Origin of the sequence: Streptomyces sp. NPDC005925 (assembly GCF_040638805.1) — a bacterium.
GTDB lineage: Bacteria > Actinomycetota > Actinomycetes > Streptomycetales > Streptomycetaceae > Streptomyces.
Map to the genome: position 1 here is coordinate 1 of NZ_JBEXVL010000032.1, position 21,870 is coordinate 21,870.

At 73.5% G+C, this 21,870-nt stretch carries 22 protein-coding genes; 9 read left to right on the forward strand and 13 right to left on the reverse strand.

The window, feature by feature from the left end; genetic code table 11:
• The first annotated feature begins 133 nt into the window (after nucleotides 1–133).
• Nucleotides 134–370 (forward strand): hypothetical protein, encoded by a 237-nt coding sequence (locus ABZ354_RS25445; RefSeq protein ID WP_358660470.1) that lies wholly within the window; start codon nucleotides 134–136, stop codon nucleotides 368–370.
• Between the two features lie 28 nt (nucleotides 371–398).
• On the opposite strand, the gene ABZ354_RS25450 is transcribed toward ABZ354_RS25445, so the two are convergent.
• From ABZ354_RS25450 to ABZ354_RS25460, 3 genes are all read right to left on the reverse strand, one after another.
• Nucleotides 399–1,289, reverse strand: coding sequence for a glycoside hydrolase family 16 protein (locus ABZ354_RS25450; RefSeq protein ID WP_358660472.1), 891 nt, complete (start codon nucleotides 1,287–1,289; stop codon nucleotides 399–401).
• A gap of 175 nt (nucleotides 1,290–1,464) precedes the next feature.
• On the reverse strand, nucleotides 1,465–2,010 hold the full coding sequence (locus ABZ354_RS25455) for a VanZ family protein (protein WP_358660473.1): 546 nt from the start codon (nucleotides 2,008–2,010) through the stop codon (nucleotides 1,465–1,467).
• 155 nt (nucleotides 2,011–2,165) lie between these two features.
• Complete coding sequence (locus ABZ354_RS25460) at nucleotides 2,166–2,546, reverse strand: anti-sigma factor antagonist (RefSeq protein WP_358660475.1); 381 nt, start codon at nucleotides 2,544–2,546, stop codon at nucleotides 2,166–2,168.
• 802 nt (nucleotides 2,547–3,348) lie between these two features.
• Here ABZ354_RS25460 and ABZ354_RS25465 point away from each other — a divergent pair.
• Complete coding sequence (locus tag ABZ354_RS25465; protein WP_358660477.1) at nucleotides 3,349–3,741, forward strand: VOC family protein; 393 nt, start codon at nucleotides 3,349–3,351, stop codon at nucleotides 3,739–3,741.
• A 42-nt stretch (nucleotides 3,742–3,783) separates the two neighbouring features.
• Here ABZ354_RS25465 and ABZ354_RS25470 read toward each other — a convergent pair whose 3' ends face one another.
• A complete protein-coding gene (locus tag ABZ354_RS25470) occupies nucleotides 3,784–4,101 on the reverse strand; it encodes a DUF4235 domain-containing protein (RefSeq protein WP_358660479.1) in 318 nt (105 codons plus the stop codon).
• 88 nt (nucleotides 4,102–4,189) lie between these two features.
• Entirely contained in the window at nucleotides 4,190–5,221 is a 1,032-nt protein-coding gene (locus ABZ354_RS25475) for a glutathione S-transferase C-terminal domain-containing protein (RefSeq protein WP_358660481.1), read from the reverse strand.
• Nucleotides 5,222–5,351: 130 nt separating this feature from the next.
• On the opposite strand from ABZ354_RS25475, the gene ABZ354_RS25480 reads away from it, so the two are divergent.
• A complete protein-coding gene (locus ABZ354_RS25480; protein ID WP_358660483.1) occupies nucleotides 5,352–6,341 on the forward strand; it encodes a cation diffusion facilitator family transporter in 990 nt (329 codons plus the stop codon).
• A gap of 93 nt (nucleotides 6,342–6,434) precedes the next feature.
• On the opposite strand, the gene ABZ354_RS25485 is transcribed toward ABZ354_RS25480, so the two are convergent.
• Nucleotides 6,435–6,884 (reverse strand): nitroreductase family deazaflavin-dependent oxidoreductase, encoded by a 450-nt coding sequence (locus tag ABZ354_RS25485; RefSeq protein WP_358660485.1) that lies wholly within the window; start codon nucleotides 6,882–6,884, stop codon nucleotides 6,435–6,437.
• Nucleotides 6,885–7,143: 259 nt separating this feature from the next.
• On the opposite strand from ABZ354_RS25485, the gene ABZ354_RS25490 reads away from it, so the two are divergent.
• On the forward strand, nucleotides 7,144–8,112 hold the full coding sequence (locus ABZ354_RS25490) for an aldo/keto reductase (protein ID WP_358660486.1): 969 nt from the start codon (nucleotides 7,144–7,146) through the stop codon (nucleotides 8,110–8,112).
• A 30-nt stretch (nucleotides 8,113–8,142) separates the two neighbouring features.
• Here the strand turns inward: ABZ354_RS25490 and ABZ354_RS25495 are convergent, their stop codons facing one another.
• A complete protein-coding gene (locus tag ABZ354_RS25495) occupies nucleotides 8,143–8,811 on the reverse strand; it encodes a DUF4232 domain-containing protein (protein ID WP_358660487.1) in 669 nt (222 codons plus the stop codon).
• Nucleotides 8,812–8,895: 84 nt separating this feature from the next.
• A complete protein-coding gene (locus ABZ354_RS25500) occupies nucleotides 8,896–11,367 on the reverse strand; it encodes a SpoIIE family protein phosphatase (RefSeq protein WP_358660489.1) in 2,472 nt (823 codons plus the stop codon).
• 408 nt (nucleotides 11,368–11,775) lie between these two features.
• Between ABZ354_RS25500 and ABZ354_RS25505 the strand changes: the two genes are divergently transcribed.
• From ABZ354_RS25505 to ABZ354_RS25520, 4 genes are all read left to right on the forward strand, one after another.
• Nucleotides 11,776–13,551: a glycoside hydrolase family 9 protein gene (locus tag ABZ354_RS25505; protein ID WP_358660568.1), complete on the forward strand. Its 1,776-nt coding sequence runs from the start codon at nucleotides 11,776–11,778 to the stop codon at nucleotides 13,549–13,551.
• A 175-nt stretch (nucleotides 13,552–13,726) separates the two neighbouring features.
• The gene (locus ABZ354_RS25510) at nucleotides 13,727–13,972 is read left to right on the forward strand and encodes a hypothetical protein (protein WP_358660491.1); all 246 of its coding nucleotides are present in this window, start codon (nucleotides 13,727–13,729) and stop codon (nucleotides 13,970–13,972) included.
• A gap of 3 nt (nucleotides 13,973–13,975) precedes the next feature.
• Nucleotides 13,976–14,353, forward strand: coding sequence for a toxin Doc (locus ABZ354_RS25515; protein ID WP_358660493.1), 378 nt, complete (start codon nucleotides 13,976–13,978; stop codon nucleotides 14,351–14,353).
• A gap of 462 nt (nucleotides 14,354–14,815) precedes the next feature.
• Nucleotides 14,816–16,432, forward strand: a complete 1,617-nt coding sequence (locus tag ABZ354_RS25520; RefSeq protein ID WP_358660495.1) for a ricin-type beta-trefoil lectin domain protein — start codon at nucleotides 14,816–14,818, stop codon at nucleotides 16,430–16,432.
• Between the two features lie 60 nt (nucleotides 16,433–16,492).
• On the opposite strand, the gene ABZ354_RS25525 is transcribed toward ABZ354_RS25520, so the two are convergent.
• Nucleotides 16,493–17,662 (reverse strand): lactate 2-monooxygenase, encoded by a 1,170-nt coding sequence (locus ABZ354_RS25525; protein ID WP_358660497.1) that lies wholly within the window; start codon nucleotides 17,660–17,662, stop codon nucleotides 16,493–16,495.
• A gap of 377 nt (nucleotides 17,663–18,039) precedes the next feature.
• Here ABZ354_RS25525 and ABZ354_RS25530 point away from each other — a divergent pair, with 377 nt between their 5' ends.
• Nucleotides 18,040–18,321, forward strand: coding sequence for a hypothetical protein (locus ABZ354_RS25530; protein WP_358660499.1), 282 nt, complete (start codon nucleotides 18,040–18,042; stop codon nucleotides 18,319–18,321).
• Nucleotides 18,322–18,633: 312 nt separating this feature from the next.
• On the opposite strand, the gene ABZ354_RS25535 is transcribed toward ABZ354_RS25530, so the two are convergent.
• From ABZ354_RS25535 to ABZ354_RS25550, 4 genes are all read right to left on the reverse strand, one after another.
• Nucleotides 18,634–18,879, reverse strand: coding sequence for a CDGSH iron-sulfur domain-containing protein (locus tag ABZ354_RS25535; RefSeq protein WP_358660501.1), 246 nt, complete (start codon nucleotides 18,877–18,879; stop codon nucleotides 18,634–18,636).
• Nucleotides 18,860–19,543: a HemK2/MTQ2 family protein methyltransferase gene (locus ABZ354_RS25540; RefSeq protein WP_358660503.1), complete on the reverse strand. Its 684-nt coding sequence runs from the start codon at nucleotides 19,541–19,543 to the stop codon at nucleotides 18,860–18,862. The genes ABZ354_RS25535 and ABZ354_RS25540 overlap by 20 nt, the downstream gene beginning before the upstream one ends.
• Before the next feature lie 39 nt (nucleotides 19,544–19,582).
• Nucleotides 19,583–20,596: an iron-containing redox enzyme family protein gene (locus ABZ354_RS25545; protein ID WP_358660505.1), complete on the reverse strand. Its 1,014-nt coding sequence runs from the start codon at nucleotides 20,594–20,596 to the stop codon at nucleotides 19,583–19,585.
• Nucleotides 20,597–20,722: 126 nt separating this feature from the next.
• Entirely contained in the window at nucleotides 20,723–21,730 is a 1,008-nt protein-coding gene (locus ABZ354_RS25550; protein ID WP_358660507.1) for a Ppx/GppA family phosphatase, read from the reverse strand.
• Nucleotides 21,731–21,870: the final 140 nt, after the last annotated feature.

Here is a 21,870-nt window from a genome sequence, read left to right on the forward strand (position 1 = left end):
GGTGCGCCCGCCTGGCCCCGCTTCGGTGTCGGCTGGGGGCCGGGTCGGGAGGGGACCCTCCGTACCGGGCCGGATGCCTTCACGGACGAATCCGGGCATTCACGGACGACGGTCGCGCTTTACGCTCTATGACATGACCGAGAGCGAGAGCCCGTACATCTCCCACCCGCGGATCATGGTGCTCGGGGTGCAGCCCGGCGCACCGCCGTTCCGGATCGTGGAGATCGACGGCCAGGTGGTCGGTGAGGCGAGGGCCGTCATCGACGTGCTGGAGGCCGCCGCCGCGTTCGGCATCATCGTGCACGACCTGGACGACCCGGACACGGTCCGCTGGGTGGGAGGCGACAAGTTCACCTGGACCCGGCACTGACAGCGCCGGGCGAGACCCGGGTGGGGCCTCAGCGGCGCGCGCCCGGGGCGACGCCGGACGTCGTCACGGAGACGTGGTCGACGACCAGGCGCTGCGGGAACGAGGTGGAGCCGTCGGGGTCGCCCGGCCAGTAGCCGCCCACCGCGAGGTTCAGGATCAGGAAGAACGGCTTGTTGAACACCCATGACCTGCCGCCCAGGTCGGCGGGCGTGCGGCGCTGGTAGACCTGGCCGTCCACGGACCAGGTGATCGAGTCCGGCGCCCAGTCCACGGCGAAGGTGTGGAAGCCGTCCGCGAAGGCCTGCCCGCCGGGCAGGGTGTACGCCGCCCCGATGCCGCCCGAGCCGGAGTAGCCGGGGCCGTGGATCGTGCCGTGCACCGTGGACGGCTCGTACCCGACGTTCTCCATGACGTCGATCTCGCCCGAGTTGGGCCAGCCGACCTGGCCGATGTCGTTGCCGAGCATCCAGAACGCCGGCCACATGCCCTGCCCGCGCGGCACCTGGAGGCGCGCCTCGACGTGTCCGTACTGCGCGGTGAACTTGCCCGAGGTGTTCAGCCGGGCCGAGGTGTACTCGCACCGGCCGTACCAGCACTGGTAGTTGCCCGGGTTCTCGCGGCGCGCCGTGATCACCAGATGGCCCTGGCCGTCCAGGGCGGCGTTGTTCGCGCCGGCCGTGTAGTACTGCCGCTCGTGGTTGTTGACGTTGTCGCCGGTCTCGATCTGCCACTTGGAGGCGTTGGCGGCGGCGCCGGCGGGTCCGTCGAAGGTGTCGGAGAACACCGTGGCGGCGGCGGCCGGCGCCGGGGTGCGGGACGGTTCCGCCTGCGCCGCGCCGGTCGCGGCGCTCGCGACCAGTACGGCGGACAGGGCGGTCAGGAGGCTGGTGCGCAGGAGGCGTCGAGAGGTCACGGCCATTCCTTCCCGCGGGCGGCCGCGTGGGGTGCGGGCACGCCGTGCGAGGTGTGGGGGGTGGTTGTGTCGCCTCTTGATTTAAGAAGTGAATTAACGGGACGTCAATAGCTTGGTTCGGACCAAGTTGCGTGTTCTTCTTGGCGGCTCGCGAGGCGGCTCGCGAGCCGCTTTGCCCCCTTCATCCGGTCTTCTTGCGCGCGTGCACGGCCCGGCTCAGCCGGCGGCCCGCGATGAGGTAACCCACCAGCGCGCCCGTCGTGTTGAGGATGACGTCGTCGATGTCGAAGGCGCGCCCGGTCACCAACGCGCCCTGCACGAGCTCGACCAGCAGCATCACGAGGGCGGTCAGCAGCGCCACCCGCCACACGGCCCGGGTGCGCGGCGCGACGACCGGCACCAGCACCCCGAAGGGCACGCCGAGCAGCAGGTTGCCCCCGATCTGCCGGACGGCGTCGCGCAGTTCGGGCTGGTTCAGATAGGCCGACAGGGACCGGCCCGGGTGCAGGTTGCTGTGCGTCAGCGCCTCGGAGGCGGGGGAGGGCTGCAGGGTCAGCCGGGCCAGCACGGCCGCGAACGCCACCATGAACAAGAACGCGCACAGCATCGCCAGGAGCCGCAGCGGCAGAGGCAGCGGGCGCCGTTCCGGCTCCGCCTCGCGGGGGCGGCGCCGGGCCGGGCGGCCCCGCAGGGACGGGACGCGTGGACGTGAGCCTGTTCGGTTCATGGGGCCTCCAACCGCTCGGTCGCTCCGGAGGGCGCGCGTCGGGTGGACGTGGCCCTGACGGCGGCCCTCTCTCCTGCCCTGCGGATGCCCCGTACGTCCCGCGGCAGACAGAGAAGTTGGCGAGAAGGCGCCCGGACGGAGAGCGCGGAGGGCCGTCAGACCGAGCCGGACGTGGCCTCCGGGCGGGCCAGCGCCGCCTCCAGCGTGGGTTGCGGGGGCAGCGTCCGCGACAGGCCGGTGATCCGCAGGACGCGCAGGGTCAGCGGGTGGGCGCACACGAGCAGCAGCTGCCCGTCCCGGTCCTGGACGCGCTGCCGGGCCCGGTACAGCAGCCGCAGCCCGGAGCAGTCGAAGAACTCCACCCGGCTGAGGTCGATCACGACGCGGGGCGCGGCGCGGTTGGTCGCCCAGTCCACGTGCGGGGCGATCTCCGTGGCCGCGACGATGTCGATCTCGCCGCGGAACTCCAGCACCGTGTGGCCCCGGTCCTCATGGACGCGCACATGCCGGGTGAACGGCGCAGGCTGCTGCTGCACGAAGACACCGCCTCCAACCCTGCGTACACCGACGGGGAAGCGGCCCAACACCGCTTCCCTGCCTGCAAGTTACCCCCGTACGTTTGAATTTGAGCATGTTCGATTGACATATGTCTCCTAATTGCAGCCGAGTTTTTTCGCTGCACGTTCAGGCGCACGTGCAGGGGCACGTACGGGTGTGCCCGGTGGGGTTCTGGTGCGTTTCTGAGAGGTTTTGCGAGGTGTGCGAAGACGGGCGGCGGGCGCGTGCGACCGTCCGGCCGGTATGCGGAGCGGTCAGTCGACCAGCAGGGCCGGCCGGTGGTACGGCCGGCCCTGCTGGTCGCCGGCGCCCGCGCTGCCTCGCCGAGCGGGAACGTCCACTCGACCGGCCGCCGCGGCCCGCCGGCCCCGACCCGGTCGGCGACAACGCATCCCGCGGCGAACGCCTCCACGAGCATCCGGACCGCGCGCACCCCGGGCCGCTCCGCCTCGCGCGGGACGTCGTCCGGGCCGGCCGGCACGAGCGACACCGCGACGCCGCCGGAACGCGGCACCCGCAGCGAACGCAGGGACGGCCGACGGCGGCTCGTGCCGGTTGTGCCGGTCGTGCCGGTTGTGCCGCCGGGCCACCACGCACCGGAAGTTCACCGACCGCTTCCGGCGGCCCTTCCCGTGCCGCCCCTCGGCCGACGGCGGCTCGTGTCCGGTCGAGCGCGGACCGTGGCCGACGGCCGACTGAAACCGGCGGGGCGGGATATCCGCACAGGACCGGGCGCGCCGCGGCACGGCAGCGCGCCCCCGAAACCAGCGGAGGACACGCATGGCACTGGTCAACGCGGGAGTCGTGGTGCTCGACTGCGCCGAGCCCGAGAAACTCGCCCTCTTCTACCGGCAGTTCCTGGACGCCGAGGACACGGACGTGGCCGCCAACCGGGTGGAGATCCGCAGCGCGGACGGCACCCGGCTGGCGTTCCGGCGCGACGCGAACGCCACCCCGCCGAGCTGGCCCCGCCCGGAGAACGCGCTCCAGGCCCACCTGGAGTTCATGGTGGAGGACCTGGACGCCGCCGAGCGCAAGGTCGTCGGACTCGGCGGGCGCCCACTGGAGGCGAAGGACGCCCCCGGCCTCTACGAGGAGCGCAGCTTCGCCGATCCGGCGGGTCACTCCTTCACCCTGCGCCGCGTCCCGCCCCTGGCGCCGAAGCGGGGCTGACGCCGGGGCGGGGCCGGTGCCCCCGCAGGGCCGGCGCCCCGGTCAGGCCCGGCCGGTCTTGTCCTGGGCCGGCCAGACGCCCGTACGGCGCTCGATGGCCCTCGCCCCGGCGCGGTCCACGAGGCTGCGCACACTGGCGAAGATGGCGCCCTGGATCGCGGCGGCCAGCAGGATCTCACCCAGACGGCGGTCCGGATCGAGCGCGTCGGGGGCGTCGTCCTCGTCGCGGAGGCTCTTCCAGATCTTGCGGAAGGCCATGCCCGCGAGCGTGCCGCTGGTCCAGCTCAGTGCGAACCCGACCGGCTTGTAGGCGGCGGGAAGCTTCTTCTTCGTGCTGCTGCTCAGGTTCTTCTTGCCCACGTGGTTCTCCCGGTGGATGCGAGTGGTTCGAGTTGTTCGACGGCCCCGGGTGCCCGGGGAGCCGTTCGTGTGGTGCGGTGGCGTGGTGTCAGGGGCGTCCTGCCGGGGGCACCTCCTCACCCGGGGGCACCGGCCCCGGCGGCGTCCCGTCGCCGAAGGGCCGCCCACCCAGTTCCGCACGACCGTGCGGGGTGAGCCAGCCGGACAGGTCCGGGCCGAGCGGCACGACGCCCGTCGGGTTGATGCCGGTGTGCACCCGGTAGTAGTGCCGCTTGATGTGGTCGAAGTCGACCGTGTCCCCGAACCCGGGGGTCTGGAACAGATCGCGGACGTACGCCCACAGCACCGGGTGCTCCGCCAGCTTCCAGCGGTTGCACTTGAAGTGGCCGTGGTACACCGCGTCGAACCGGACCAGCGTCGTGAAAAGCCGGATGTCGGCCTCGGTGATCGTGTCGCCGACGAGGTACCGCTGCCGCTCCAGCCGCCCGCCCAGCAGCTCCAGCCGGCGGAACACGCCCGCGCAGGCGGCCTCGTACTCCTCCTGCCCGGTGGCGAAGCCCGCCCGGTACACGCCGTTGTTGACGTCTTCGTAGACGCCCGCCATCACCTCGTCGATCTCGTCGCGCAGCGCCCCGGGATACAGGTCGGGCGCGCCCTCGCGGTGCAGGCCCGTCCACTCGGCCGCGAAGTCCAGGGTGATCCGCTGGTAGTCGTTGGTGACCAGCCTCCCGCTGGGCACGTCCACGATCGCCGGCACGCTCACCCCGCCCGGGTGGCCGCTCTCCCGCCGCTCGTAGGCCTCGCCGAGGAAGCGGATGCCGAGGACCGGGTCGCGGCCGTCCGGGTCGAGCGTGAAACGCCAGCTGCGGTCGTCCTGGATCGGGTCGGCGACGGCCAGCGACACGGCGCCCTCCAGACCCAGCAGCCGCCGGGAGACCAGCGCGCGGCTCGCCCACGGGCAGGCACGGCTCACCACCAGGCGGTAGCGGCCGGACTCGGCGGGCCAGCCGTCCCGGCCGTCCGCGGTGATCCGGTCGGCGAAGTGCGCCTTGGACCGCTTGAACGCCTTCCTGCCGTACTCGGTGTTGCCGTGGCCGCCCTCGGCGCGGTCGCCGCTCATCACCGCACTCCTCACTGCCGTCGCGTGTGTCCCACGGGAACGCGTTCCCCGAAATCGGCGGACGGCACGGTGTGAGCCGGTACGAGCGGGGCATTCGGCGAGGGCCGGACCCGACAGCGACGGAGTACACGTGAGCGGAACACCCCCGGAGAAACCGGATGCCACGGAGAGCCGAACCGAACGGAGGACCCGCGTCACCATCCTGGTGGCGCTCGCGGCCAATCTGGTGATCGCGGTGGCCAAGGCCGTCGGCGGGCTCCTGGCCGGCTCACCCGCGCTGCTGTCGGAGGCCGCGCACTCGGTGGCGGACAGCCTGAACGAGGTGTTCCTGCTGGCCGCGCTGCGGCGCAGCCGCCGCCCCGCCGACCGGCGTCACCCGTTCGGGTACGGCAAGGAGCGGTACTTCTGGTCGCTGCTGGCCGCCGTCGGGATCTTCGTCATGGGTGGCTGCTTCTCCTTCTTCCAGGGCCTCGAGGCCCTGCGCGGCGGCGCCGAGGAGACATTGGGTGGATACGTCGCCGGGCTGATCGTGCTCGGCGTCGCCCTCCTCGCCGAGGGCGGCTCGCTGCTGCGCGCCCTGCACCAGGTGCGCCGGCAGGGCGGCGGAGCCGACGGCATGCGCGACCCGGCGCTGCGCACCGTCGTCGCCGAGGACGGCACGGCGGTGCTCGGCGTCACCCTCGCGATCACCGGAATGGCCCTGCACATGGCCACCGGCCGGGTCGTGTGGGAGGCGTCCGCGTCCCTCGCGATCGGCGCGCTGCTCGTCTACGTCGCCTACCGGCTCGGCCGCGACGCCCGCGACCAGCTCATCGGCGAGGCCGCCGACCCGGAAACCGGCGGCCGGATCCGCGCACTGCTCCAGGCGCAGCCCGAGATCGACAGCGTGGAGGCGCTGCTCACCATGAAGACCGGCCTGGACTCGGCCCTGGTGGCGGCCCGCATCGACCTGGTCCCGGGCCTGGACAGCGAACGCGTCGAGGAGGTCGCCGTCCGCATCAAGAGGTCGATCCGCCACGCCGTGGCGGAGGCCGACCAGGTGTTCCTCGACGTGACCGACCGGGCCACCCGCGAGGCGGACGAAAGCCCCGCCGCGACGGGGGAACGCGGCGGGGCCTGACGCACGGGTGCCCGGCCGCCGCCGTTTCATGCCCACCCGGCGAGCCCCTTTCCGAGCAGCCCGCAGGCGGGACGCCGACGGACGCCCGGAGGCTCAGTCCGCGTCCACCGGGTCGAGGACGAACACCGGGATCTCGCGGTCCGTCTTCTTCTGGTAGTCGGCGTAGCTCGGGAACGCCGCGACGGCCCGCTCCCACCATTCGGCCTTCTCCGCGCCGGTGACCTCACGTGCCGTCATGTCGCGCCTGACCGGCCCGTCCTGGAGCTCCACACGCGGATCGGCCTTCAGGTTGTGGTACCAGACGGGGTGCTTCGGTGCGCCGCCGAGTGAGGCCACCACGGCGTACCGGCCCTCGTGCTCGACGCGCATCAGCGGCGTCTTGCGCAGCTTCCCCGACCGGGCGCCCCGGCTCGTCAGCACGATCACCGGCAGGCCCGTGTCCCGCAGGGTCGTGCCCCGCGTACCGCCGGAGCCCTCGTACAACTCCACCTGCTCGCGCACCCACTGCGTCGTGCTCGGCTCGTACTCGCCCTCGAGAGGCATGGCATCCGTCCCATCGTCACGTCGTAGGTCTCTGACGCCCGAGTCCAACATCCACACGGGCCCGATTCAATCCCGGACCCCGTCGTGTCGGGCGTTCGTGTCGGGCGGCAAACGCACCTCGCGGAAGCGGCGGCCCGCGGGTGACGGCTTGGGGAAGTGATGGCGCGCGGGGATGGCGGCGCGCGGGCGCCGGGCTTCGAGCGCGCACGAAGACGTACGCTCGCCCCCCGTGGTACCCCCGACGGCAGGAGCAGCAACGATGCAGTACGTGAAGCTCGGTTCGACGGGCCTCGACGTGTCGCGGATCTGTCTGGGCTGCATGACCTACGGCCTTCCCGACCGAGGCGCGCACGAGTGGACCCTCGACGAGGAGGCCTCCCGCCCGTTGATCCGGCAGGCGCTGGACGCCGGCATCACCTTCTTCGACACCGCGAACGTCTACTCCGACGGCACCAGCGAGGAGATCGTCGGCCGCGCCCTGCGCGACTTCGCGCGCCGCGACGACATCGTGCTCGCCACCAAGGTGCACGGCCGGATGCGGCCCGGACCCAACGGCGGCGGCCTGTCCCGCAAGGTGATCATGACCGAGATCGACCACAGCCTCGCCCGCCTCGGCACCGACTACGTCGACCTCTACCAGATCCACCGCTGGGACCCGCACACCCCGGTCGAGGAGACGATGGAGGCCCTGCACGACCTCGTGAAGGCGGGCAAGGTGCGTTACCTCGGGGCGAGTTCGATGTACGCGTGGCAGTTCTCCAAGGCCCAGTACACCGCCCGCACGAACGGCTGGACCCCGTTCGTGTCCATGCAGAACCACTACAACCTGGTGTACCGCGAGGAGGAGCGCGAGATGCTGCCGCTCTGCGCGGACCTGGGCGTCGGTGTCCTGCCGTGGAGCCCGCTCGCCCGCGGCAGGCTCACCCGGGACTGGGACAGCACGACCGAACGCAGCGCCACCGACCGGTTCGGCAGCACCCTCTACCAGGAGGGCGACCGCGCCGTCGTGGAGGCCGTCGGCCGTGTCGCCGGCACACGGGGCGTGCCGCGCGCCCAGGTCGCCCTCGCCTGGCTGCTGCACCAGGACACGGTGACGGCCCCGATCGTGGGTGCGGCCGAGCCGCGGCACCTGGACGACGCGGTCGCCGCGGTCGGACTCGACCTCACGGCCGAGGAGATCGAGGAGCTGGAGCGCCCGTACACTCCGCACCCGATCGCGGGTCACTGAACCCGCGGGAGTGCCGGGGGAGCCGTGCCGTCACGGCCCGTCACCCGCCGCGAACACCGTGAGGAAGACCGTCGACGCGTTCCCGCCCACCGGCACCTCGCCGGCCGTCCACGTCACCTTCAGGGAGGTCCGCTCGTCCGGTGGTGTCACCAGCAGCGCCGCCGGTGTGGCCGTGCGGGCGCCGCTCGTCTGCGGGGACGCGAACGACAGCCCCGCCCAGGCGCTGTCGCCGGGGTCCAGCGTCACTGTCGTGGGGGTGAAGCCGGGACTGCGCCTCGGGTCGGGCCCGACCTGCCTGCCGTGGGCGTCGATGAAGGCGGCACCCGGATAGCCGTGGACCGTGCACGTACGGGACGAGGTGTTCGTCAGGACGACGGGGAGGTTGCGCTGCCCGGCGCCCGGCTCGAGGCTGCCGACGGACGCGCGCAGCCCGGGGGTGTGGCAGCGGCTCCGGTCGGCGCTGTCACCGGGCCCGGTGGCCGACGGGGACGCGGACCGGGGTACCGCCGCGGTGTCCGGGTCGCCGGGCGCGGACGCCGTGCCGTCGTCGGGACCGGTCACGGGGCCGCTCGTGGCGGGCGCGCGCGGTGGTGCCGTCGCGGCGCTGTCGGAGCCTTCGCAGGCGGTCAGCGTGCCCAGCAGCGCCAGCGCACCGGCGAGCAGGGCTGCCCGGGGGACGGACGAGGACGTGTTCGCCATGGTTCTCCGCTCCTGGAGGTTCCCTGAGGTGAGTGTCCCCAGCACGGCGGGATCAACGCGCGAGCCGGGAGCGGGAGTTGCCCCTCACGTCTCGTCCTGCAGGGTGAGCTCCGCCCAGATGGTCTTGCCCTCGGGGGTGTGCCTGCTGCCCCAGCGCTGGGTGAGCTGGGCGACCAGCAGCAGCCCGCGCCCGCCCTCGTCCCACGTCTTGGCGCGGCGCAGGTGCGGTGCCGTGGAGTTGGTGTCGGAGACCTCGCAGATCAGCGTCGTCTCGTCGTGGATCAGCCGCAGCCGTATCGGCGGGGCGCCGTACCGGATCGCGTTGGTGACCAGCTCGCTCACGACGAGCTCCGTGGTGAACGAGGCGTCGTCCAGGTGCCAGGTGCCGAGCCGGTCGAGGACCTGCTTGCGTACGGGCGCGACCAGTGACGGGTCGGCGGGGATGTCCCAGGTGGCGACCTGCGAGGGGGGCACCCCCCGGGTGCGGGCCAGCAGCAGCGCCACGTCGTCGGCGGCGCCGCCCGCGGGCAGCAGGGCGTGCAGCACCCGGTCGCACGCCTCCTCCAGAGAACCCGACGAGCCCGAGGAGCCGGACGCGTCCGACGGTGCGGGTGAGCCCGGCGGGCCGGACGGCGCGGAGGCAGCCGACGCGGCCTCGGACCCCGCCAGCGACGCCAGGGACGAGCACAGGATGTCCTGGGCGGCGTCGACGTCCCGGTCGCGGTGCTCCAGCAGCCCGTCGGTGTAGAACGCCAGCACACTGCCCTCGCGCAGGTTCAGCTCCGCCGACTCGAACGGCAGCCCGCCCACGCCCAGCGGCGGACCGACGGGCAGGTCGACCGGCAGGCACGGCCCGTCCGGCGGGACCAGCACGGGTGCCGGATGCCCTGCCCGGGCGAGCGTGCAGCGCCGCGACATCGGGTCGTACACCGCGTACAGACAGGTCGCGCCGACCTCGCCGGTGCTGTCGTCGTCGCCGGATTCCGCCGAGAGCCTCAGGACCAGGTCGTCCAGATGGGTGAGCAGTTCCTCCGGGGGCAGGTCGATGTCGGCGAGGGTCCGCACCGCGGTCCGTAGCCGGCCCATGGTGGCCGACGCCTGGATGCCGTGACCCACGACGTCACCGACGACCATGGCGACCCGCAGCCCGGACAGCGGGATCACGTCGAACCAGTCGCCGCCCACCCCGGCGCGCGCGGCCGGGAGGTAGCGGGACGCCGCCTGCACCGCGACGGTGCCCGGCAGCGACCGGGGCAGCAGACTGCGCTGCAGGGTGAGGGTCGTCTCGCGCTCCCGGGAGTAGCGGCGGGCGTTGTCGATGCAGACGGCGGCCCGCGCCGAGATCTCCTCGGCCAGCAGCGCGTCGTCTCGGGTGTAGGGCTCGGGCCGCTGGTACCGGATGAACACGGCGACGCCGAGTGTCGCGCCGCGCGCCCGGAGCGGGACGGACATGGAGGAGTGCGCGCCGGTCTGACGGGTTCGGGTCAGGCGCTTGCGGTCCACGGCGAGCCAGTCGCCGACGTCCCCGGCCGACACCTGCGCCACGACCGTACGGCCGCTGACGAGGGAGTCGGCCTGCGGCGAGTGCGGCGGGTAGGTGTCCACCTCTCCCGGTGCGATCACGGCGTCCGGGTTGCCCGGCCGGATCGAGCGGTGCGCGGCCCGGCGCAGCGGCAGCGGCAGCGTCGGGCGGTCGGCGTGCTCACCGCCCTCCGGGACGTCGAGCAGGTCGACGCTGACGAAGTCGGCCAGCGCGGGCACGCACACGTCCGCGAGTTCCTGTGCGGTGCGCGTGACGTCGAGGGTGGTGCCGATCCGGACGCTCGCCTCGTTGACGAGCTCCAGCCGCTGCCGTGCCCGGATCTGCTCGGTGAAGTCGTGGACGGTGACACAGACGCCCCGCGCCCCGTCGCCGGCGCCGGTGAGCGGCGCGATCCGGGCCAGCCAGTCGTGCGCCCGTGTCTCGCGGCTGGCCTTCAGACGGGCGTGCATGTCGTACGGCTGACCGGACTGCAGCACATACCGCATGTGCCGCTCCAGCTCGGCGCTCTGCCGCTGGTCGGTGATGTCGGTGGCCCGCAGGCCACGGATGCGCGCGGCGGGCAGGCCGATCAGATCGGTCATCGCGTTGTTGGCGCCGCGCAACCGCAGCCGCTCGTCGTAGATCATGGTGGCGCACGGCGACTGCGCCAGGGCCGCGCCGATCAGCGGGTCGTCCTGCTGTTCGCGGCGTGCCTCGGGCAGCGGGGCCACCGCGAACCAGTGGCCGGGACCGCCTTCCTCGGGCACGCGCTGGTGGGCCAGGACCCACACGGGCACGGTGTGGCCGTCGCGGTGCCGCAGCACGACCGTGCCGTCCCAGCGGTACTGGCCGGGGCGGGGCAGTGAGGGCACCGAACCATCGGCGAGCAGGTCGGCGGCGGGGCGGCCCAGGACGTCGGTGGCGGAATGTCCGAGCAGCAGACGAGCACCCTCGTTCCACTCCTGGACGGTGCCGGTCGCATCGACGACAGCCCGTGCCGCGTCGGCATCGTCGAACGGGTTGACCGGACTCATCGTCGCCACTCCATCGCGGACACTCACAGTGAACAGGCGGCGCCCCTTGGCCCCCAGCCTAGTGCGTACCGGCCCGGCACAAACGTTGAACGGCCGTGGCGAAAGGGGTGCCCGACGCGTGCCCGGTGGTCTCCGGCCGGGCGGCCCGTCCACGCGGCCCGGGGGCACCGGCCGCACGACCGGCACTCCCCGTCCGGCCGATGGCGCGGAACAGCCACTCTCGCGGCCCCGGAAGGACTGCCGGACGGTGGTCCCGTCCGGACCGTTGACGTGGGACACACCTGCCACAACCATGTCCCCGACCGGCTTTGGGAGCGCTCCCATGATGAGTGTGACCGTCGCATCGTCCCCCGACGAGGAGCCACAGACGTGTACAGACGCAGAACCGCCCTGTTGACCCTGACGGCCCTGCTGGCGACCGCGCTCACCGCGCTGCCCGCCGGGCGGGCCGGGGCCGACGAGACCGAGGTGTACGAGCCGGACACCGGGCCCCGGGTCCGTGTGAACCAGGTCGGCTACCTGCCGAACGGCCCGAAGAACGCCACCGTCGTCACCGATGCCACCGAGCCGCTGCCCTGGCAGCTGAAGAACGCGAGCGGGGCCGTCGTGGCACGCGGTACGACCGTGGCGCGCGGCCGGGACGCCTCCTCGGGGCAGAGCGTCCACTCGATCGATTTCGGCGGCCACCGCGCCACGGGCGAGAACCTCACCCTGACCGTCGACGGTGAGACCAGCCGTCCCTTCGACATAGCCGCCGGCACCTACGACGACCTGCGCCTCGACGCCGCGAAGTACTACTACACGCAGCGCAGCGGTGTGGCGATACGCGACGACCTGCGGCCCGGCTACGGCCGCGCGGCAGGACACCTGGACGTGGCGCCCAACCAGGGCGACGGCAAGGTGCCCTGCCGGCCGGGCGAGTGCGACTACACCCTCGACGTCACCGGCGGCTGGTACGACGCCGGCGACCACGGCAAGTACGTCGTGAACGGCGGCATCTCGACGTGGGAGCTGCTGAGCACCTACGAGCGGGAGCTGATCGCCCGTACGGGAGAGGCGGAGAAGCTCGGCGACGGCTCGCTGCGCATCCCGGAGAGCGGCAACAGGGTCCCGGACATCCTGGACGAGGCCCGCTGGGAGCTGGAGTTCCTGCTGAAGATGCAGGTCCCCGACGGTCAGCCGCTGGCCGGCATGGCGCACCACAAGATCCACGACGAGCAGTGGACGGGCCTGCCGCTGCTGCCGAGCGCCGACCCGCAGAAGCGGGAACTGCACCCGCCAACCACCGCCGCCACCCTGAACCTGGCGGCGACGGCGGCCCAGGCGGCCCGCGTGTACCGGTCCTACGACGCGCAGTTCGCGGCGACCGCGCTCGCCGCGGCCCGCAAGGCGTGGGGCGCGGCGCTCGCCCACCCCGACGTGCTCGCCTCCGAGTCCGACGGCATCGGCGGCGGCACCTACGCCGACGCCGAGGTGTCCGACGAGTTCTACTGGGCCGCCGCCCAGCTGTACCTCACGACCGGCGAGCGGGCCTTCCGGGACCACGTCCGGCGCTCCCCGGTGCACACGGCCGACATCTTCGGCCCGAACGGCTTCGACTGGGCCCACACGGCCGCCGCGGGACGCCTCGACCTCGCGCTGCTCCCGAACCGGCTCCCGGGCCGCGACAAGGTCCGCGCGTCCGTGGTGAAGGGCGCCGACCGCTACCTGGCGACGCTCCAGGCCCACCCGTACGGCCTGCCGTACGCGCCCGACGGCAACACCTACGACTGGGGCTCCAGCCACCAGGTCCTCAACAACGCCGTGGTCCTCGCCGCCGCCTACGACATCACCGGCGGCAGGAAGTACCGCGACGGGGCCCTGCAGACCATGGACTACATCCTCGGACGCAACGCCCTGAACATGTCCTACGTCACCGGTTACGGCGAGGTCAACGCGCACCATCAGCACAGCCGCTGGTACGCCGAGCAGCTCGACCCGAACCTGCCGGCCCCGCCCGACGGCACGCTCTCCGGAGGTCCGAACTCGTCCATCCAGGACCCCTTCGCGCAGAGCAGGCTCCAGGGCTGCGTCGGCCAGTTCTGCTTCATCGACGACATCCAGTCCTGGTCGACGAACGAGCACACGATCAACTGGAACGCCGCGCTCGCCCGCGTCGCCGCCTTCGCGGCCGCCCAGGGGTAGCGGCGACCGCCCGGGACAGCGGTCCGACCCCGCCCCCCGACCCCCGTCCGGCGCCCGGTGCTGCCGTCCCGCTACCCGCGGGACGGCAGCCGCCGAAGCACACCCGGTACCGTCCCACGCGCTCTCTGACCTGGTCGTATTTACGGGGCAGTACCCGCGGCGGTACCGTGCGGGCATGCCAGCTCTCAACGTGGAGTTCAGCGACCGCGAGCTAGAGGACCTGCGGCAGATCGCCAAGGAACGCGGTACGTCGATGAAGGCCCTCGTGCGGGAGGCCGCCGCGGCCGACATAGCGCGGCACCGGGCGCTGCAGGAGGGCGCGGAGGAGTTCCGCCGGTTCTTCGCGGCCCACGCCGACGAGTTCGCCGCCGCCTTCCCCGACGACGAACCGGCCGCCAGGAGCGCGGGGCGGGGCGCCTGACCGATGGCACCCGTCCTCCACATCGACGTGCCCTGGCTTCTCCAGCGTCACGAGGAGGTGCTGCCCGACCAGCCCACGATCAACGACTTCTCCGTGCTGGTCGCCGCCGTGGCCCGGCACCGGGTCGACCCGCCCCGGCTCGGCGTCGACTCCGACCCCGCCTGGCGGGCCGCCGCACTGCTGCACACCCTGGCCCTGCTCAAGCCGCTGCCTGCGGCCAACGCCCGCTTCGCCTGCGCGACCGCCGTGGCCTACATGTACGTCAGCGGCGTCGGCATCGACCCGCCCTACGGCGCCCTCGTCGATCTCGCCCGCGATCTGATGTCCGGCGAGGCCGACGTTTACGGGGCGGCCGACCGGCTGCGTTCCTGGCAGATATGACCGCGGCCGTGCAGGGGTTCCGCCGCGAGACATACGAAATCCGCTGTGCGCGGGCGGGGACGACCGGCGTGTGTTTTCCGCAGATCCGAGAGGTGAAACGGGCGAGAATGCGGTGCCCCGCTGTGCGTGGGGAATTCACGTGGGGGACGCGACCCGCGAAATCCGTCGCCCACCGCTCCCGCGCAACGCCACGACCTCGGCGTTTGCGAGGTCATTTCCACGGCACCGATGTGGTCTGCATGCCTTGTTGGGCGCGAGCGGGTTGTGCCAGAGTGAACCCCCGTGCGGAAGGCGTGAATGCCGACTGGCGTATCGGGGCCGACCGGCCGGGTCCGGTACGCCGACGGTGAATTCACCTCCCGCTTCACCGCCCCAAAGGTCCGCACCAATTCCGACGACGCCGGTGCCTTTTCGGCGAGCTGGAAACTTCTGTGTCACGCGCAGGGGAAGGAAACAGCTTCAGTGCCCACCCCTCACCCGCCTCGTCCTCCCCGTCAGGCGCCCGGCGGCGGCCCGGGGGAGTCCGACGAGTCCCTCGTCGGGCTGCTCGCGGACGGCCCCGGGGACGAATCGGCCCGCGCCGCCGCCCTGTTGACGGCGCGGCACTGGCAGGCGGCACACGACTACGCCGTGATCTGCCTGGCCTCCACGGGGTCCGTGGCCGCCATGGTCACCGCCGACGCGTTCCGCCGCACCCTCGACCGCGCCGCCCTCGCCCCTGCCACGCTCGGCGGGCCGACGTCCGCGCTGCGCCCCCGGCTCCTCGTGGCCGTGCGGGACACGGTCCGTGCGTGGGCCGCCGACGACCGGACGGCGGGTGTCCTGCCCGCCCTGCGGAAACCCGCCGGTGGTCGCGGCATGCGCACGGCGACGTCTCTCACCCCCGGCAACCGGGCCCTGGCCGGGCAGTCGTTCCAGCTCCTTCCGCCCGCCGCGCGGTGTGTGCTGTGGCACGCCGAGGTCGAGGCGGAGCCGCTGTCCGTACCGGCCGGGCTGCTCGGTATGGACACCGGGGCCGCGTCGGCCGCACTCGACCGGGCGCGGGAGCAATTCCGCGCGGGCTGCCTGCGGGCCCACCGGGAGCTCGCCCCGACCGAGGACTGCCGCTTCTACAGCCGCCTCCTCGACGTGCCCATCCGGCGCGGCGGCGCCCTGCTCCCCGACGTCCGGGACCACCTCGCCGCGTGCCGGCACTGCCGCTTCGCCGCGGAACAACTGGGCCACTTCGAGAACGGCCTGGGACTCCTGCTCGCCGAGGCCGTCCTCGGCTGGGGCGCGCGGCGCTACCACGACTCGCGGCCCGGCCGGACGGCGAGCGGCGGACGCCGCGGACGGGGCGGTTCGCGACGCGGCCGGCACCGCATCCTCGACGGGCTGTCCGCCGTCGGCCGCCGGCGGCCGACCGTTCCGCGCTCCCCGCGCACCCTGCTCTCGGGCGCCGGAGCCGCCTCGGCCGTGGTGCTGACCACCGTCCTGATCGCGAACGTGTGGTCGCACGACGGCGGCGCCGACCCGACGGCGTCCACCAGGACCCCCGCCGTCACCGCGTCCGGAGCCGCGCAACCCGTCCCGCCCGACACGGCCGGGCTGCCCACGGCACCCCGGCAGGCGCGGCTGCGGAGCGCCGCCGCCGGTCTGTGCCTCGACGTGACCGGCCCGGCGGAGGCCGGGGCGGGCGTACGGCTCGCGGCCTGCTCGGAGGCGTGGACCCAGCGGTGGACGTTTGAGGAGGACGGTCTGCTGCGCAGCGCCGCCGATCCCGGGCTGTGTCTGGACTCCCGCGCGGACGCCGGGGTCGTCGTGCTCGGCGCGTGCGCCGAACGCGGCGAGGGCCGGTCGGGCGACGTCCGCTACGGCCTCACCGGGCGGGGGGAGTTGCTGCCGCGCTGGGAGAAGCAGCTGGCTCTCGCCGTCACCGCACCCGACGCGAACGCCGGCGTCGTCGTCAAGGTGCGGGACGGCTCCGCAGCGCAACGCTGGCGCGTCGACCCCGCACCGGCGGCCGAGGGCACCTTGTCCGTCGCGGAGCCGGACGTGCCCGCTGCTCGCGCGGCGGGGATGCCGCCCGGCAGACGCTAGACCGGACGGCGGCCGGGGCGACGGCGGTCGACCCGGCAACGGCCTGACGCCGCCGGGCGGTCAGGCCGGGCCCGTGATCAGGTCGGCGGCGCTGACCGTGGCCGGTGTGGCGTGGCCGGACAGAGCGAGGGTGAGGTCCAGTTCGGCGAGCAGGCAGCGGATCACGTGCTCGACGCCCGCCTGCCCGTCGAGCCCGAGCCCGTACACGTACGGCCGTCCGACGAGGACCGAACGCGCGCCGAGTGCCAGCGCCTTGAAGATGTCGTCGCCGGTGCGCACGCCGCTGTCGAACAGCACGGTGAGCCGGTCGCCGACCGCCTCCACCACACCGGGCAGCGCGTCGGCGGCGCCCACGGACCCGGCGACCTGACGGCCACCGTGGTTGGACACGACGACGCCGTCCATCCCGGCGTCGGCGGCCAGCCGGGCGTCGTCGGGATGCAGGACGCCCTTCAGAACGATCGGGCCGTCCCAGTTCTCCCTCAGGAACGCCAGGTCCGGCCAGGTCTTGGCAGGGTCGGAGAACAGGCTGAAGAAGTGCAGCACGGCGGCTTTCGGGTCCTCGTCCACCGGCTTGGCCAGACCCGCCCGGAACGCGGGATCGGAAAAGTAGTTGGCCGTGCCCACCCCGTGCACGAACGGCAGATACGCCTGGTCCAGGTCGCGCGGGCGCCAGGCCAGCATCGGCGTGTCCAGCGTGACGACGAGCGCGGTGTATCCGGACGCCTTCGCACGGGCCAGGAAACTCCGGGTCACCTCGCGGTCCTTGGGCCAGTACAGCTGGAACCAGCGCTCGGACCCGCCCATCGCCTCGGCGACCTCCTCCATGGGCGTACTGGACGCGGAGGACAGGATGAACGGCACGCCCTGCGCGGCGGCGGCCCGGGCGGCGGCCCGTTCGGCGTCCGGATGCATGATGGACAGCACGCCGACCGGGGCCAGCGCGAGCGGGGCGGGCAGAGCGCGGCCCAGCACCTCCACCGACAGGTCGCGCTCGTGCACGTCGCGCAGCATGCGGGGCACGATCCGGCGTCGGGCGAGGGCGTCCCGGTTGGCGCGGGCCGTGCTGCCGTCGCCCGCGCTGCCGGCGACGTAGCCGACGGGGCCGGGGCCGAGGCGCTGCTCGGTGACCTCCTCCAGCCGGGTCAGGTCGGTGGGCAGCCGGGGCACCGTGCCCGTCATGCCGTTGAGGTAGATCTCGAGCTGGAAGTCCGCCCAGTGCTTGCCCATGGAAGTCCCGTCTCGTCGCTGAGAACACGCGCCGCACCGACCATACCCACGGGTACGTCCGGTCGGTCCGCGGGGCAGGGGGTCTGGACGGCCTTGCCGTTGGTGCCGGACAGATCCCCATCGGTGGGTTTCAGGCCTAGTACCGAACGATCAAAATGCGCCAAATGGCTGCTTCAGGCGATCAAGATTGGTGCCGTCAACGGGCTGAAACGTTCGAATTCTGTGACTTCGCGCCACTGATTCCCTACGCGAGGTTACCGAAACGCAGGGGGTCGAGATGTGTTTCCGCGGCGGACTCGGCAGACTCGCGCTCGCCGTTCGGACCCCGCCGGGCACGGGCAAGGCACTCCTGGTCATCGAGCGGAAGGAAGCACACCATGCGGAGCACCGCGCGCCGGGCCACGACTCCGGGGCCGACCGCCACCGCCGTCCCCGGCCCCCTCGCCGCAAGCGGCCTCGCCGCCCCGCACGCCGCCCCCGCCCCGCTCTACGCACCCTCGGCCCCGGTTCAGGCGACGGACCACGGGGCGAACACGGCCGCCCCCACCCCGGAACGCGCGGTCACCCCGACCTGCGCCCCGCGACCGCGCCTCTCCTGTGAACGGACCTTTTCCCACGAGTGCGTGAAGGGCGCCGCCACGAGCGTCCTCACGTTCTGAGACCGGGGTCACCCGATCCCCGCGCACAAGAGGCGACTCGTTGCTGGGGAGCGCGAGTCCCGTGCGCGGGACGGTGATCCCGTACCGGAGGGCCGGCGGGCGGAGTGGGGCCGCCCGTGGGGCCGCCGGTCAAGCCGGGGCGGGACGCCACTGCCGTGGGGACGGCGGCGCCCGCCCCGGCTCACGTGTCCCCGAGCCGACCCGGGGACCCGGGCCGGCGTCGGTCGTCCTCGGGTCCCCGGGTCGGCTCGGTCGTTCTCGGAATCCGGGGGCGGGGTCGGCCCTCCTCGGCCTCAGGTCTCCGGGCCGGTCTCAGTCGTCCCCGGGCTCCTCCGGCGTACCGCCCGCGCGCTTCTTCGGCGGCGTCCTGCTGCGGTGGCTGGTGTCGCACCACGGGTAGCGGCGGCTGCGGCGGCAGGTGCACAGGGCGACGCGGAAGCGGTCGGACGACACGGTCGAGCCGTCCTCCAGTCGCACCTCCACCGGGCCCTCCACGAGCAGGGGGCCGCGCCGCTGGACGGTGATCCTGCGGGGCTGGTCAGACGGGACGTTCGGCACGGATCACCACCAACTCCTCGCTGTCCTCGGCCGCGCCGAGCAGGCCCTGCTCCCGCAGCCAGTGCTCCCGGGCGCGCAGTACCGGCCCGAACGGCACCCGGCGCCGTCGGGTCACCGCCGCCTTGAGGCCCGCGGCGCGCAGCCGCTGCAGTGTTTGGTCGGGTGCGCTGAGCGCGGACTGCACGACCAGCAGCACACCCCCGGGGCGCAGCATCCCGTGCGCCTCCCGGCATATCTCGTCCAGGACGAGCCGCCCGTCGTGGCCCGCGTCCCACGCGCGTGCCGCGCCGCGCGGGCCGTGTGGACCGCCGTGCGCCCCGGGTCGGCGCGGTGCTCCGTCCGGCGCCGGCACGTACGGCGGGTTGGCGAGCACGAGGTCGAAGGTCTCGCCGCGCACCGGTGCGAAGAGGTGCCCGTGCCGGACGCGGAGGCTCACCCCCGCCAGCAGGGCGTTGGCGCGGGCCGCGCACACCGCGCGCCACGACGCGTCCACGGCGGTCACCCGCGTCCCGCGTCGCGCGGCGGCCAGCGCGAGCGCCCCGCTCCCGGTCCCCACGTCGAGGACGTCGGCGCCGGGCGGGACCGGCTCGTCGTACAGGGCCCGGGCCAGCAACCGGGTGTCGTCCTGAGGGGCGTACACGCCCGGCAGCAAGAGTGGATGCACATCCGGCCAGGTACCCCCGCATGCAGGATATATGGAAGTTTAATGCGGAACGGGTGTCTGGAGCGGGGTCCGCAGTGCCGAGTGGCCGGCCCGCCAGTCCGCGAGCAGTCGCGCCCCGAAGCGGTCCTCGACGTAACCCGTGGCGTCGATGCCGAAGACCACGTCGCGGGCGAGATGCGGCTCCTGCTCCAGCAGACCGTCGATGACGTCGTGCCGCACGACCTGCTCGTGCACCGCGTCGGCCTCGACGTGCTCGTCGTAGAAGTGCTCGGCGGCCGGGCCCGCGCCGGTGCGGCGCATCGCCTCGGCCAGCCGCCGGGAACCGGGCGACGAGGTGATCTCGACGGCCGCGAAGTGCCCCACGAGCGCGCCGCGCAGCTCCCGGTGCAGCCCGAACAGGGACATCATGTTCACCGTGACCAGCGCCTCGGCGTTCGCCGCGTCGAGATGCCGCCCGTACGTGGTGTCCAGGCCCAGGTCGGTCATCAGGTCCGCGAACAGCCGGGCGTGCACCCGGTCGGCCCGGCCGCCGCCGAACTCGTCGAACTCCACGGCCGCCATCCCCGCCTTGGCCCGGCCCGACAGCCGCGGCAGCACCCAGGCATGCGGGTCGGCCTCCTTCAGGTGGTACAGCGAGCGCAACGCCGCGAACTCGCGCAGTTGCCACAGCTCGCCCTTGTCCCGCAGGAAGTACGACACCCCGGTGCCGTTCACGGGCTCGACCAACAGGTCCTCCACCGCGTCCGCCACGCTGTCGTGGACCGGGGTGTCCGCGCGCAGGGCCGTCAGGAAGCGGTCCTCCAGCGCGGCGCGGGTGCGCAGCAGGCCGGGGTCCCATTCGAGGGCCTCGGGCACCCCTGAGAATCCGCGGTAGTGCAGCTCGTAGCACAGGTAGAGGGCGAGCTGGAGGTCGTCGCCGTACGGGTCGGCGTCCCGTACGGGGTCGTCGCCCGGAGTGGGCAGCGGGCCCGTGCCGGTCAGGTACCGCGTGACGGCCTCGGAGAGCGGGCCCCGGGCCGTCGGCAGCCGTGGTTCGTCAGTGTCGTGCGCCATGCGCGCCGGGTACCCGGCGCGAGACCGGCCATCCGTCCGGGACGGGAGACCGGGGGAGGCCGGGGCGGGAGACCGGGGGAGGCCGGGCGGGGGCGGCGAACCCTGCCCCGGGCCCGGGGCTCCGTCTCAGTGGGCCGCCGTCGCGATGCGCAGCGGAACCGGGCCGGGGGGGACGGGCTTCTCGGTGTGCCGGGTGATCTCCGCCCACCACGACGGGCCGTCCTCGATGTGGCGCAGCAGGATGCCCTCGCGGATCGCCCACGGGCAGATCGTCACCGTCCGCAGGCCGGTCAGCTTCATCGCCGTGTGCCCGACCACCGCGCCGGCCAGACTCTGTGCCGCGCGCGGCGCGGAGATCCCCGGCAGCAGAGCGCGTTCGGCGGCGGGCAGCGCGGCCAGCCGTTCGACCGCCGCGCCCAGGTCGGCGCTGTGCAGCCGGCGTTCCACGAACGGCCCGTGCCGCCCGGGCGGCGCACCGCACAACCGGCCGAGCTGCTGGAACGTGCGCGAGGCGGCGACCGCCGTCTGCGGACCCTCCCAGCGGATCCGCCCCGCCACGTCCCGCATCTGGTGCCGCACCTTGCGGCGCACCGCCCGTACCTGCTCGGGCGCCGGAGGGTCGGCGTCCGGGAAGAACTCGTGGGTCAGGCGCCCCGCGCCCAGCGGCAGCGACGCCGCGAAGTCCGGCAGCCGGCCCCGCCCGAACGCCACCTCCAGCGAACCGCCGCCGATGTCGAGCAGCGCGAGCGGCCCCGAGCGCCAGCCCATCCAGCGCCGGGCGGCGAGAAACGTCAGCTCCGCCTCGACCTCTCCCGGCAGGGTGCACAGGGCGACGCCCGTGCGGGCCCGTACGACGCGCAGGACGTCGTGGCTGTTCGGCGCGGCCCGTACCACGGCGGTGGCGAAGGCGAGCGGCGCGGCGGCGCCCCACCTCTCGGCGGTCCTGGCCGCGGCGGTGACGGCGTCGACGAGCCGCTCGACGGACTCCTCGGGCACCGGGCAGCCCGGCACGACCCGCTCCGACAGCCTGAGCCGCCACTTGGCGGTGTGCACCGGCAGCGGGATCCCGCCCCGCGCGTCCGCCACCACGAGCCGGACGGTGTTCGACCCCACATCCACGACGCTGATTCGCATGGTCGGTGAGTACCCGCGCACACGCGCCGGCAACGGGAGAAGTCGGCCGATCTCAGGGCCCCGTGCCGCCCCTCGCACGGCCGCTCCCGCACCGCGTGCGGCGCCGACGCGGCACCTCCACGGCGCCCTACCCTGCCCCG